The 12,119-nt window shown below is 75.3% G+C and carries 12 protein-coding genes; 4 read left to right on the top strand and 8 right to left on the bottom strand.

The features are described 5' to 3' along the window. Positions 1–67: 67 nt before the first annotated feature. Complete coding sequence (soxR, locus tag ACFWW8_RS27795) at positions 68–511, top strand: redox-sensitive transcriptional activator SoxR (RefSeq protein ID WP_386532484.1); 444 nt, start codon at positions 68–70, stop codon at positions 509–511. On the opposite strand, the gene ACFWW8_RS27790 is transcribed toward soxR, so the two are convergent. The 4 genes from ACFWW8_RS27790 to ACFWW8_RS27775 all read right to left on the bottom strand — a co-directional run bounded on the left by ACFWW8_RS27790 (position 492) and on the right by ACFWW8_RS27775 (position 4,815). Continuing rightward, positions 492–1,307 carry a 3-keto-5-aminohexanoate cleavage protein gene (locus ACFWW8_RS27790; protein ID WP_386532482.1) on the bottom strand — a complete coding sequence of 272 codons (816 nt, stop codon included), beginning with the start codon at positions 1,305–1,307 and terminating at the stop codon, positions 492–494. The genes soxR and ACFWW8_RS27790 overlap by 20 nt on opposite strands. Then, positions 1,304–1,963 carry a hypothetical protein gene (locus tag ACFWW8_RS27785; RefSeq protein ID WP_386532479.1) on the bottom strand — a complete coding sequence of 220 codons (660 nt, stop codon included), beginning with the start codon at positions 1,961–1,963 and terminating at the stop codon, positions 1,304–1,306. Before ACFWW8_RS27785 ends, ACFWW8_RS27790 begins: the two co-directional genes overlap by 4 nt. A gap of 95 nt (positions 1,964–2,058) precedes the next feature. Then, on the bottom strand, positions 2,059–3,444 hold the full coding sequence (locus tag ACFWW8_RS27780; protein ID WP_386532476.1) for a serine-threonine protein kinase: 1,386 nt from the start codon (positions 3,442–3,444) through the stop codon (positions 2,059–2,061). A gap of 84 nt (positions 3,445–3,528) precedes the next feature. Then, entirely contained in the window at positions 3,529–4,815 is a 1,287-nt protein-coding gene (locus ACFWW8_RS27775) for an exo-beta-N-acetylmuramidase NamZ domain-containing protein (protein ID WP_386532474.1), read from the bottom strand. Positions 4,816–4,956: 141 nt separating this feature from the next. Between ACFWW8_RS27775 and ACFWW8_RS27770 the strand changes: the two genes are divergently transcribed. The 3 genes from ACFWW8_RS27770 to ACFWW8_RS27760 are packed head-to-tail and all read left to right on the top strand — an operon-like array spanning position 4,957 to position 8,159. Next, positions 4,957–5,730 carry an SDR family oxidoreductase gene (locus tag ACFWW8_RS27770; protein WP_386532471.1) on the top strand — a complete coding sequence of 258 codons (774 nt, stop codon included), beginning with the start codon at positions 4,957–4,959 and terminating at the stop codon, positions 5,728–5,730. After that, the gene (locus ACFWW8_RS27765; protein WP_386532469.1) at positions 5,715–7,496 is read left to right on the top strand and encodes an AMP-binding protein; all 1,782 of its coding nucleotides are present in this window, start codon (positions 5,715–5,717) and stop codon (positions 7,494–7,496) included. The genes ACFWW8_RS27770 and ACFWW8_RS27765 overlap by 16 nt, the downstream gene beginning before the upstream one ends. A gap of 57 nt (positions 7,497–7,553) precedes the next feature. Continuing rightward, complete coding sequence (locus ACFWW8_RS27760) at positions 7,554–8,159, top strand: TetR/AcrR family transcriptional regulator (protein WP_383927416.1); 606 nt, start codon at positions 7,554–7,556, stop codon at positions 8,157–8,159. A 137-nt stretch (positions 8,160–8,296) separates the two neighbouring features. On the opposite strand, the gene ACFWW8_RS27755 is transcribed toward ACFWW8_RS27760, so the two are convergent. From ACFWW8_RS27755 to ACFWW8_RS27740, 4 genes are all read right to left on the bottom strand, one after another. Then, the gene (locus ACFWW8_RS27755; RefSeq protein WP_386532466.1) at positions 8,297–8,443 is read right to left on the bottom strand and encodes a hypothetical protein; all 147 of its coding nucleotides are present in this window, start codon (positions 8,441–8,443) and stop codon (positions 8,297–8,299) included. Positions 8,444–8,569: 126 nt separating this feature from the next. Further along, positions 8,570–9,784 (bottom strand): acyl-CoA dehydrogenase family protein, encoded by a 1,215-nt coding sequence (locus ACFWW8_RS27750; protein ID WP_386532463.1) that lies wholly within the window; start codon positions 9,782–9,784, stop codon positions 8,570–8,572. A gap of 12 nt (positions 9,785–9,796) precedes the next feature. Then, positions 9,797–10,837 carry a phosphotransferase family protein gene (locus tag ACFWW8_RS27745; RefSeq protein ID WP_386532460.1) on the bottom strand — a complete coding sequence of 347 codons (1,041 nt, stop codon included), beginning with the start codon at positions 10,835–10,837 and terminating at the stop codon, positions 9,797–9,799. A gap of 186 nt (positions 10,838–11,023) precedes the next feature. Beyond that, positions 11,024–11,935: an MBL fold metallo-hydrolase gene (locus ACFWW8_RS27740; protein WP_386532458.1), complete on the bottom strand. Its 912-nt coding sequence runs from the start codon at positions 11,933–11,935 to the stop codon at positions 11,024–11,026. Between the last annotated feature and the right edge of the window lie 184 nt (positions 11,936–12,119).

The following is a 12,119-nucleotide window of genomic DNA, read 5'->3' as shown; positions in this document are numbered from 1 at the left end:
TAAGCGCTTGCTCAGCATGCTGTGACCGTGTGTGTATGTCAACGGACCTCCGACTACCCTCGGCCTGGTGCCGCAGATTCCCGAGAAAATCCACGAACTCACCGTCGGCCAGCTGTCCGCCCGCAGCGGCGCGGCCGTCTCCGCGCTCCACTTCTACGAGTCCAAGGGCCTGATCAGCAGCCGCCGCACCTCCGGCAACCAGCGCCGCTACACCCGCGACGCGTTGCGCCGGGTGGCCTTCGTGCGGGCGGCGCAGCGCGTGGGCATCCCGCTGGCCAGCATCCGCGAGGCGCTGAGCCGGCTCCCCGAGGAGCGGACCCCGACCCGGGAGGACTGGGCCCGGCTGTCCGAGGCCTGGCGCGCCGAGCTCGACCGGCGGATCACCCAACTCGGGCGGTTGCGCGACCACCTGACGGACTGCATCGGCTGCGGCTGCCTCTCGCTGGAGAACTGCGCGCTGTCCAACCCGGACGACATCTTCGGCGAACGGCTCACGGGCTCCCGGCTGTAGCGGCGCCGCGGTCGGCGCAGCCGCCCCCGCCCGCCCCCGTCACCCCGCCGGACGCACCGGTCGCGCGGCCGGCCCCGCCCGCCCCCGCTTGCTCCGCCCGGGCGGCGGCCACCAGTTCGGCGTTCGACCGGGCCCGCCGCCCGTCCGGCAGGTGCAGCACGTCCCCGACGCCGGTGCGCGCGCCCGTACCGCACCGCGCGGCCAGCCGCAGCACCGGCCAGGCGGCGTCCCCCCGCCCGTACAGCACCAGGGGTACCGGCGGCAGCCCGCCCAGGCCCGCCACCAGCGCCGGTTCGGCCGCCGCGAGCTCCACGGCCAGCCGGACCCGCCCGGGAGCGCGCAGCGGCCAGGCCAGGAACCGCGCCAGCGGCTCCGGTCCGGCCGGCCCGCCCAGCGGCACCACCGCGTCCACCGAGACCCCGCGGTCGAGCAGCGCCTCGGCGAGTTCCACCGCCCCGGGCTCCGCGAAGCGGACCTCCGCCCGGTCCGGCAGCACCGACCAGGACCGCACCCGCTCCAGCCGCGCCGCCGACTCCGGTTCCGCCGCCCCGCCCGCCGGCACCGACAGGGGTACGCCGACCCCCGCGTCCCGCAGTGCCTCCAGCACCGGCCCGACCACCCGGGGCGACAGGCTCTCCCGCCCGCACGGGGTCCGCGGATGGACGAGCACCTCCCCGGCCCCCGCGGCGACCGCCGCCCGCGCGGACCCGGCGAGGGCGTGCGGGGACATCGGCACCGCCGGGCCGTCCGCCGCCCCCCGGGCGCCGTTCAGCGACACCAGCAGCACCGGCCTCACGCGGCCCCCGCCGAGGGCACGTCCGCGAGCGCCGGTCTCGGCACCACGATCCCGCAGCCCGCGCAGACCGGGCCGCCGTCCCAGGCCCAGGCCCCCTCCCACGGCCCGGGCCCGGAGCCCGCACCCGGACCGGCCCCCGGACTCCGTACGCCCGGACCTCCCGCGCCCGGCCGCTGACCCGGCACCGGCACCGGCGACGGCCAGCGCAGCTCCTGGTCACCGCAGACCGGGCAGCCCGTCCCCGGCTCCGTCTCCAGCGCCCGCACCAGCCGCCGCAGCACCTCGCCCAGCGTCCCCTCGGGCCGCACCCCCGGGTCCGCGCACCGCACCACCGCGTCCCCGCTGCCGCCCCACGCCCACTCCGGACGCCGCAGCCCGTGGTGCTTCTCGCGCCTGCGCCGCTCCGCGAAGTGCCGCTCGTACTCCAGCCAGACCGCCCGCGCCTCCTCCAGCTCCTCCAGCGCCGCGACCAGCCGCAGCGGATCGGCCCCCCGGTCCTCCGGGGCGATCCCGTGCCGGTCGCACAGGTGCCACCAGGTGGCCCGGTGCCCGTAGGGCGCGAACCGCTCCAGGCAGCGGCGCAGGGAGTGGCGCCGCAGGGCCCGGTCATTGCGCGCGTCGCGCACCTGGTGGGCCAGACTTTGGAATCCCGCCATCACACCTTCACCTCCGCCGATGTGCCCAACATGCCCGGCCGACCGCGGGCGCATGCGGGGGCGGTCGAGGCGTGCGGGTGGCACTTGGCCGGAAGTCAGCGCCCCATGCGCCCCGCGGTGACCACGAGCCGTGCCAGTTCCTCGTGGCAGATGTCGCTGTGCGCCCCCGACGGGGCGCCGCCGCGCCGGACCACGGAACCCGTGTCCACGCTGACGCAACCCTCCCCGGGGACCCCCTCGCGCAGGGCGGCGTCGAGGCTCATCCGGGGCGCGCCGGGCACCGCACGCACCCCGTCGTGGCCGATCGCTCCCCACCGGGCGTCGAATCCGAGCAGACCGGCCGAATCACCTGCCATCCGGGAGGCCAGCGGATAGAAGAGCTTGAGCGAGGTGTCGTACGGCGAGTGGCAGGCCACCACCGGCCCGTCGACCCGGCGCTGGAGTCCGGCCAGCGCGCCGCCGCGGCCGTGGTCGTGCGGGAGCCGGTCGGCGAAGGCGTAGTGGGAGAACGCACCCTGGAGCAGGGTCAGCGATTTCACGTACCGTGCGCCGTCCGGCACCGCGCGCAGGGAGAAGGACACCACCCGCGCCCCGAAACTGTGCCCGAGCAGGTGGATGCGCAGGGCCGGGCGGCGGGCGGCCAGCCCGGCCAGCACCGGGCCGAGGCCGCGCTCGCCGACCACTCCCGCGCGCTTCTTCATCTGGTAGTACGTGGCCTGCCGCAGCAGCTCCTTGGCGCCCTTCCACAAGGGCCGCAGCTCGGCGGCTGCCGCCGGCTCCCGTCCCGCCGCGGCGGCCGCCGGGACGACGGCCCCGGGCGGGGCGCCCGCCGCGGCCAAGGCCCGGGCCAGGTCCCGGCACACTTCCAGGACGTCCTCCGTGAAGACGGCGGGCACCGGGGGAGCGGCCGCGGTGGGCACGGCGTTCACCCCCGCCAGCTCCCGTACGAGCGCGCCGAACTCGATGAAGGCGGCCGCCGACTCCTCGCACCCCTCCAGCAGTTCGGCCACCCGGTCCAGCTCCGCCCGCCGGCCCGGCCAGAAGACGTCCAGGGCCGCGCGGGTGCCGGGGTCGAGCGCCGTACCGGCGTCGAGCGCCGTACCGGGGCCCGCGTGGGCCGTGGCGGCCACCACCGGGTCCTGCTCCGGGTCCTGCACCGGGTCCTGCTCCGCGTGCGCGAGGAGCCCGGGGCCGTCGAAGTCCGGTATGGGCTCGTCCGCGAACCGTATCGAGGGCCAGACCACACCCACGTACCCCAGCCGTACCCCCGGCCCCACCAGCCCCGGGAACGGGGCGAAGAACCGGTCGTAGAGCCGGGTCGAGGTGGACCGGTCGCTGTTCCAGCCGTGCGCGAAGACCAGCAGGTCGGTGGCCTCCATGCGGGCCACCGCACCCTCGGAGGCCCGGTCCGCGTCCCCGTCGGAGTCGAAGACCAGCTCCGCGTACGGCCCCACCCCGATCCCGTCGACGGTGCCCGCCATGACATCCCCCTCGCGCCGCCCCGGGCGTCCCACGGGAGCCGGCATCCTGCCGCAGCGCCCGCCCGGCCCCCGGGCGCCGCCGGTTCACCCGTACAGGAGGTACCCCGCGCGCACCGCCGCGAACCGGTCCAGCCCGGCCGCCCAGTCGCCGGCGATCGCCTCCACCCCGGCGCCCGCGTCGACCATCGTGCGGACCCGGTCCGAGCCCGTCAGCTTGTCGATCCAGTGGTCCGCGCGCCAGCCGAAGCCGCTCCACGTCCGCCGGGCCGTGACCAGCAGCCCGATCCCCGCCCGCACGGGATCGAAGGCCTCCCGGTCGTGCACGATCAGCCGGACGCCGCCGCAGAGCCGGCCCGCGTGTTTGGAGAACGTCGGCGTGAAGTACGCCTCCCGGAACCACACCCCCGGCAGCCCCAGGGCGTTCGCCGCCTCCGCCCAGCGGCGGTCGACGCCCTCCGCGCCCACCACCTCGAAGGGGGTGGTCGTACCCCGCCCCTCGGAGAGGTTCGTCCCCTCGAACAGGCAGGTCCCGGCGTATGCGAGGGCCGTGTCCGGCGTCGGCATGTTCGGGCTCGGCGGCACCCACGGCAGCCCGGTGGAGTCGAAGAAGGAGTCCCGCCGCCAGCCGCTCATCGCCACCGTCCGCAGGGCGACGGGCCGGTCGGCCAGGAACTCGCCGTTGAAGAGCAGGGCCAGCTCGGCCGCCGTCATCCCGTGCGCCAGCGCGATCGGCTCCCGTCCCACGAAGCTCGCGTACGGGCGCTGGAGCACCGGCCCGGCGGCCCGGCGGCCGCCCACCGGGTTGGGCCGGTCCAGCACCACCACCGCCTTGCCGGCGAGCGCGGCCGCGCGCATGCAGTCGTACAGGGTCCAGATGTAGGTGTAGAAGCGGGCCCCGACGTCCTGGATGTCGAAGACGACGGTGTCGATCCCGGCGGCCGTGAACACGTCCGCGAGCCGCTGCCCGCTCGTGTCGTACGTGTCGTACACGGGCAGCCCGGTCGCCGGATCGCGGGAGGCCCCCTCGGAGCCGCCGGCCTGCGCCGTTCCGCGGAAGCCGTGCTCGGGCCCGAACACCGCGACCAGGTCGACCCGTTCGTCCGCGTGCAGGACGTCGACGAGGTGGCGGGCGTCCGCGGTGATCCCCGTCGGGTTGGTGACCACCCCGACCCGCTGCCCGGCCAGTACGGCGTACCCGTCCGCGGCCATCCGCTCGAAGCCGGTCCGCACCCGCCCGTCCGCCGAGGCCGCGGGAGCCGCGGGAGCGGCGGCGGCCCTCCCGGCGGCGCCGGCTGCTCCCGCCGGCCCCACGGCTCCCGCCGCACCCATGGCCCCCGCCAGCCCCAGTACCCCGCGTCGCGACAGACTCATCCGGCCACGCTAGGCCGCAGGGCCCTTCCGCCAGCACATACCGACTGGTTAGTATGCGCGCGATCCGTTCCGCGGATCTGCGGCGGCCGACCGGTGGCGCCTGCCACCGGCGCACCCCGCCGCCGCACCCGGCCACGAAGGGTGATCACCGTGAGCGCGTACCAGGACCAGCGAGTCGTCGTCACCGGTGCGGGCGGCGGCATCGGCGCCGCCCTCGCCCGCCGCTTCGCCGCCGAGGGCGCCACTGTGGTGGTCAACGACCTCGACCCCGTCAAGGCCGCGGCGGTGGCCGACGGGATCGGCGCCCCGGCCGTCGCGGTGCCGGGTGACGCCTCGGCGATCGTGGCGGAGGCCCGCGACGCCCTCGGCGGCACGATCGACGTGTACTGCGCCAACGCCGGACTCGCCTCCGGCGGTGACGCCTTCGCCGACGAGGCCGTGTGGGAGGCCGCCTGGGACACCAACGTCATGGCCCACGTCCGCGCGGCCAGGCTGCTGCTGCCCGACTGGCTGGAACGGGGGAGTGGCCGGTTCGTGTCCACCGTCTCCGCCGCCGGGCTGCTGACCATGATCGGCGCGGCCCCGTACAGTGTCACCAAGCACGGTGCGCTCGCCTATGCGGAGTGGCTCTCGCTGACCTACCGCCATCGCGGGGTCGACGTCCACGCCATCTGCCCGCAGGGGGTGCGCACCGACATGCTGACCGCCGCGGGCTCGGCGGGCGAACTCGTCCTCGCACCGACCGCGATCGAGCCGGACGCGGTGGCGGACGCACTGTTCGACGGCATGGAGAAGGGCCGGTTCTTGATCCTCCCGCACCCCGAGGTGGCGGACTACTACGCCGCGCGCGCCACCGATCCGGACCGCTGGCTGGGGGGCATGAACCACCTCCAGCGCACGTGGGAGGCCAGGTGAGCCCGCAGGCCGCCCCCCAGGACTCCCCGTACGCGGCGCGGCCCTGGCTCGCGCTGCTCAGCCCGGCCCAGCGCGCCCCCGTCGCGCCGCCGCCCACCGTGCTGCACGCCTTCCGTGCCGCCGCGGCCCGGGCGCCCGGGCGCACCGCCCTGGCCTACTTCGACGGCCGCACCGGCTACGCCGAGGCCGACGCGCTCTCCGACTCGGTCGCCGGACACCTCGCGCGGCGGGGCGTCCGGCGCGGCGACCGGGTCGCCCTCATGCTCCAGAACACCCCGCACTTCGTGCTCGCCGTCCTCGCCGCCTGGAAGGCGGGCGCGGTGGTCGTCCCGCTGAACCCGATGTACAAGTCCGGCGAGGTCGGACACGTCCTGCGCGACTCCGGGGCCGTCGCGCTGGTCTGCGACGTCCGGGCGTGGGACGCGTACCTGGGCGGGGCCGTCCGGGGCAGCGCCGTACGCACCGTCCTGACCGCGAGCGACCTGGACTTCCAGACGCGCAACGACCCCCGGGTCCTGCGGCCCGACCCGGCGCCGACCAGCGGGCCGGCCGCCCCGGCCGGCCGCCCCGCCGTGCGGACCGCGGACGGGACCGCCGCCGGGGCGGCCGGGTCTTCCGGCGATGACGACGCCGCCGACCTCACCGCCGCCGACCTCACCGCCGTCGCCCGCCACGGCCACCCGGCCCCGGACGACCCGTGCCTCACCGCCGCGGACACCGCGCTGATCAGCTACACCTCCGGCACCAGCGGCACTCCCAAGGGCGCGCTGAACCCGCACGGCGCGCTCACCTACAACGCCGCCCGGCAGGTGACCGGCCACCCGCTCCCCGAGGGGGCCACCTACTTCGCCCTCGCGCCCCTCTTCCACATCACCGGCATGGTCTGCCAGCTCGCCGCCTGCTTCGCCAACGCGGGCACGCTCGCCCTCGCCCACCGTTTCGACGCCGGCGCCGTCCTCGACGCCTTCCTCGAACACCGCCCCGCCTACGCGGTCGGGCCGGCCACCGCCTTCATGGCCCTCGCCGCCCACCCGGCCGCCACCCCCGACCACTTCGCGTCCTTCCAGGTGCTGTCCTCCGGCGGAGCACCGCTGCCCCCCGCGCTCGTCGAGCGCCTGCGCGCCTCCTTCGGCTTCTACCTCCGCAACGGCTACGGCCTCACCGAATGCACCGCCCCCTGCGCCTCCGTCCCCGTCCACCTCGAAGCGCCCGTCGACCCCGTCTCCGGCACCCTCTCGGTGGGCGTGCCGGGCGCCGACACCGTCGTACGGATCCTCGACGAGCAGGGCGCCGAAGTCCCCTTCGGCGAGGCCGGTGAGATAGCCGTCCGCGGCCCCCAGGTCGTGCCCGGCTACTGGGGCCTGCCCGAGGACACCGCCCGGGCCTTCCCGGACGGCGAACTGCGCACCGGCGACGTCGGGTTCATGGACCCGGCGGGCTGGCTGTACGTCGTCGACCGCAAGAAGGACATGATCAACGCCTCCGGCTTCAAGGTCTGGCCGCGCGAGGTCGAGGACGTGCTCTACACCCACCCCGCCGTCCGGGAGGCGGCCGTCGTCGGAGTCCCGGACCCGTACCGCGGGGAGAGCGTGAAGGCTTACGTCAGCCTGCGCCCCGGTGCCTCGGTCGCGCCGGAGGAGCTGTCCGCGTACTGCGCCGCACGCATCGCCGCGTACAAATACCCGCGCCGGGTGGAGATCCTGCCTGTCCTTCCCAAGACGACCAGTGGCAAGATCCTGCGACGGGAACTGCGCGACCGCGGCTGAAAACAGCCGGACGGCCGCCCGGGGCACGACGAAGCACACGGAAGGAAGGTCAGCGCCATGGCGGCCAGGACCACGGAGCCCGAGGGCACGCACGAAGCGCCGGTACCCCAGCGCCTGCTGGCCGTCGCCACCAGACTGTTCGCCGAGCGCGGCTACGACCGCACGTCGGTCCAGGAGATCGTCGAGGCGGCCGGCGTCACCAAGGGCGCGCTCTACCACTACTTCGGTTCCAAGGACGACCTGCTGCACGAGGTGTACGCGCGGATGCTGCGCCTGCAGCAGCAGCGGCTCGACGCTGTGGCCGGATCCGACGCCCCCGTGGAGGAGCGGCTGCGCGCGGCCGCCGCCGACGTGGTCGTCACCACCATCGAGAACCTCGACGACGCGATGATCTTCTTCCGGTCGATGCACCAGCTCAGTCCGGAGAAGTTCAAGCAGGTACGGGCGGAACGCCGGCGCTACCACGAGCGGTTCCGGGCCCTGGTCGAAGAGGGCCAGCGCACCGGGGTCTTCTCCGCGGCCACCCCCGCCGACCTGGTCGTGGACTACCACTTCGGGTCCGTGCACCACCTCTCCACCTGGTACCGCGCGGACGGCCCGCTCACGCCGCAGCAGGTCGCCGACCACCTCGCGGACCTGCTGCTGCGCGCCCTGCGGCCCTGACGGCTCACCCCGCGAGGGCGGGGCAGCCGACGTACCCCTCCGGCCCCTGGACGTACATCAGGAACTCCGGGCGGAGCGCGCTGAGGGGTGCGCCGGCCAGCCGGCCGCGCCCGCCGCGGCAGCGGCCCGTACGCCCGTCAGCCCAGGGGCACGACCTTGCGGCCCCAGGTCGCCTCGGCCACGCCGGCGAAGGAGAGGTACCAGGCGGTGCCCGCGCACAGCAGGCCGAGCCAGCCGCCGAGGCGACCGACCGCCGCGGCCCGGACCGAGCCGGACCCGGGCACGGAGCCCGACCCCAGTCCAGTCCGAGTCCGGGTCGGGCCCGGCCCGGGTCCGAGTCCGGGCCGGGCCTGGTCCGGGTCCCGGCCCGAGGATCCGGGCCGGGACCGTTTCCGGCCGTCCGCCGGAGGCTACTGGTACCGCTTCAGCTCCCGCCGGGCCAGGGACCGCTGGTGCACCTCGTCCGGGCCGTCGGCCAGCCGCAGCGTCCGCGCCGCCGCCCACAGCTCGGCCAGCGGGAAGTCCTGGCTCACCCCGCCCGCGCCGTGCAACTGCACCGCCTGGTCCAGGATCGCCACCACCGCCCGCGGCGTCGCGATCTTGATGGCCTGGATCTCGGTGTGCGCGCCCCGGTTGCCGACCGCGTCCATCAGCCAGGCCGTCTTCAGCACCAGCAGCCGCGCCTGCTCCACCGACACCCGAGCGTCCGCGATCCAGTTCTGCACGACGCCCTGCGCCGCCAGCGGCTTGCCGAAGGCCGTGCGCTCCACCGCCCGGCGGCACATCAGCTCGATGGCGCGCTCCGCCATGCCGATGAGCCGCATGCAGTGGTGGATGCGGCCCGGACCGAGCCGGGCCTGGGCGATGGCGAAGCCGGTGCCCTCCTCGCCGATCAGGTTCGCCGCCGGGACCCGAGCCCCGTCGAAGACGACCTCGGCGTGGCCGCCGTGGTCGTGGTCCTCGTACCCGTACACCGTCATGGCCCGGCGGACCTCGACGCCCGGGGTGTCGCGCGGGACGAGGATCATCGACTGCTGGCGCCGCGGGTCGGCGCCGTCCGGATCGGTCTTGCCCATCACGATGAAGACCGCGCAGTCCGGGTTCATCGCCCCGGAGATGAACCATTTGCGCCCCGTGACCACGTACGTGTCGCCCGAGCGCTCGATGCGCGTCTCGACGTTGGTCGCGTCCGAGGACGCCACCTCGGGCTCGGTCATCGCGAACGCGGACCGGATCTCCCCGGCCAGCAGGGGCTCCAGCCACTGCTTCTTCTGCGCCTCGTTCCCGAACTGGGAGAGCAGCTCCATGTTTCCGGTGTCCGGGGCGGCGCAGTTGGTCGCCATCGGCGCCAGGTGCGGGCTGCGGCCGGTGATCTCGGCGAGCGGGGCGTACTGGAGGTTCGTCAGCCCGGCGCCGTGCTCCGCGTCGGGCAGGAACAGGTTCCACAGGCCCTGGCGGCGCGCCTCGGCCTTCAGTTCACCGAACACGGCCGGGGTGTCCCAGGGCGAGGCCAGCCGCGCGCGCTGCTCGGCGGCGACGGGCTCCGCCGGGTAGACGTACTGCTCCATGAACGCGAGGAGCCGCTCGCGGAGTTCCTCGGTCCGGGCGTCGAATGCGAAGTCCATGGGATGAGTGCCTCAACCTTTCCGGAGGTCCTGCAGTGTGGTCAGTCCGTGCTCGATGAAGACCGGGACCAGCTCGCCGATCCGGTCGAAGCCGGCCCCGACGGTCTGCCCCAGCGTGTAGCGGTAGTGGATGCCTTCGAGGATCACCGCGAGCTTGAACCAGGCGAAGGCCGTGTACCAGGCGATCGGCCCGGTGTCGCGGCCGGAGCGGGCGGCGTACCGCTCGATCAGCTCGGCGGGCCGCGGATGGCCCGGCGCCGCGCTCGTCGTGCTGACCGGGGACTCGGTCAGGCCGAGGTCGGAGCTGTACATCACCAGCAGGCCCAGGTCGGTCAGCGGATCGCCGAGCGTGGACATCTCCCAGTCGAGCACCGCCCGGATCGTGTCGTCGGGCCCGCCGATCAGCACGTTGTCGAGGCGGAAGTCCCCGTGCACCACCGTCGGAACGGGGGAGCGGGGCAGCGCACGGCCGAGCGCGGCGTGCAGCTCGTCGACCCCGGCGAGCTCCCGGCCCCGGGAGGCCGCCAGCTGCTTGCCCCACCGCCGCAGCTGCCGGTCGAGGAAGCCCTCGGGGCGGCCGAAGTCGCCCAGCCCCACCGCCTCCGGATCCACCGCGTGCAGCTCGACCAGGGTGTCGACCAGTCCGAGCACCGCCCGCCGGGTCCGCTCGGGGCCGAGCGCGGCCAGCTCGCCGGCCGTGCGGTACGGCACCCCGTCCACGTACTCCATGACGTAGAACGGCGCCCCGAGCACGGACTCGTCCTCGCACAGCAGCACCGTCCCCGGCACCGGCACGGCCGTGCCCCGCAGCGCGGCGATGACCCGGTGCTCGCGCCGCATGTCGTGCGCGGTGGCCAGGACGTGCCCCAGCGGGGGCCGGCGCACCACCCAGCGGGAGGTGCCGTCGGTGACCTCGTACGTGAGGTTGGACCGGCCGCCTTCGATGAGCCGGCCGCGCAGCGGACCGGCGACGAGTCCCGGCCGCGCGGCGTCGAGGTGCACGCGCAGCCGCTCCGGATCGAGGCCCCGGGGGCCGGCTGGGGCTGAGGACATGGTGCGCGCCTCCGTACGGAGTCGGGGGATGGTGCGAGGACGGAACGATGCCATCATGCCGACCAGTCGGTATGCCGTCCAGAGGGCCGACCGAAAGAGCACCTTTCGCCCGGCCGTGTCACCCCGCGGGCCCGCCGCCCGGCCGGTCCGCCGCCCCCGCGGGTCGCCCCCGCGGCCCCCGCCGTGTCACGCGTGGCAGGGGATCGGCGTCCCGCCGTTCAGCACCGTCATGTCCCTCAGTACCGCCGGCACGTCCAGCGGGACGCCCTCGGGCTCCCCGGCCAGCTCCGCGTAGGCCCGGTGCAGGTTCGCCACCAGGCGCTCGCTCTCCCGCCAGGCCGCGAACTCGCCGAGGTCGGCGCCCCGCGCGGCCTCCAGCGGGGTCAGTCCCTTCGCCCGTCCCTCCCCGGCCAGGTCGGCCACGTACCGCAGGTAGCGCTCCGTCGCCTCGTACGCCGACGGGTCGGTGAGCGGCCCGTGGCCGGGTACGACGGTCTCCGCGTCCAGCGAGCGCAGCAGCTCCAGCGCGCGCAGCGATCCGGCCAGGGAGCCCATCGCCAGGAACGGGGTCCCCTCGGCGAACACCAGGTCCCCGGTGAACACGATCCCGCGGTCCGGCAGCCATACGACCGAGTCGCCGGTTGTGTGGGCGACGCCGGGGTGGATGACCCGTACCTCCGTCCCCCCGACGTGCAGGGTGATCCGGTCGCTGTAGGTGAGGTCGGGGGCGGTGATCTCCACCGCGCCGAAGTCCGTAGCGGGCCAGATCAGCTCCAGCTGGTGCCCGGCGGCCAGCTGCTCGGCCCGTGCGTTGTCGTGCCCGAGGACCAGTGCCCCGGGGGTGAACACGCCGTTGCCGTAGGTGTGGTCGCCGTGGTGGTGGGTGTTCACCACCGTGCGCGGGAGCGGAGCCCCTGCGGCCGTGACCGCGTCGCGCAGCGCGTGGGCCCGGCGCTCGGTGGCGGCGGTGTCGACGAGCAGGGTCCGGCCGCCGTCGGTCACGAAGCCGGCGTTGTTCAGGCACCAGCCCCCGTCCGGCTGGACGTAGGCGTACACCCCGGCCGCGGGCTGGACGAGGTACGGCTCCGCGACGGTCATCCGCGCTCTCCCCGGGTCGCTCTGACAGGAGCTCAGCATCCTGCCAGGCATCGGGGCGCCGGGGGAGGGCGCTGTCGCGATCGCTGCCCTGATCGCGTTTCCGGTCGCGTTCCCGGTCGCGTTCCCGATCGGTGTCCCGGCCGTGTCACCGGCCGGGAAACCTCCGGGTCCGGGTCAGTGGTCG

The sequence above is a fragment of the Streptomyces sp. NPDC058701 genome (assembly GCF_042715295.1).
Lineage (GTDB): Bacteria > Actinomycetota > Actinomycetes > Streptomycetales > Streptomycetaceae > Streptomyces.
The sequence above is the reverse complement of the archived record's forward strand: the minus strand, read 5'-3'. Positions and strand labels throughout refer to the sequence as shown.

Coding starts and splice junctions, on each gene's coding strand:
- ACFWW8_RS27785 (WP_386532479.1), bottom strand. CDS start 1,963: ATGGCGGGATTCCAAAGTCTGGCCCACCAGGTGCGCGACGCGCGCAAT.
- ACFWW8_RS27780 (WP_386532476.1), bottom strand. CDS start 3,444: ATGGCGGGCACCGTCGACGGGATCGGGGTGGGGCCGTACGCGGAGCTG.
- ACFWW8_RS27775 (WP_386532474.1), bottom strand. CDS start 4,815: ATGAGTCTGTCGCGACGCGGGGTACTGGGGCTGGCGGGGGCCATGGGT.
- ACFWW8_RS27760 (WP_383927416.1), top strand. CDS start 7,554: ATGGCGGCCAGGACCACGGAGCCCGAGGGCACGCACGAAGCGCCGGTA.
- ACFWW8_RS27750 (WP_386532463.1), bottom strand. CDS start 9,784: ATGGACTTCGCATTCGACGCCCGGACCGAGGAACTCCGCGAGCGGCTC.
- ACFWW8_RS27745 (WP_386532460.1), bottom strand. CDS start 10,837: ATGTCCTCAGCCCCAGCCGGCCCCCGGGGCCTCGATCCGGAGCGGCTG.
- ACFWW8_RS27740 (WP_386532458.1), bottom strand. CDS start 11,935: ATGACCGTCGCGGAGCCGTACCTCGTCCAGCCCGCGGCCGGGGTGTAC.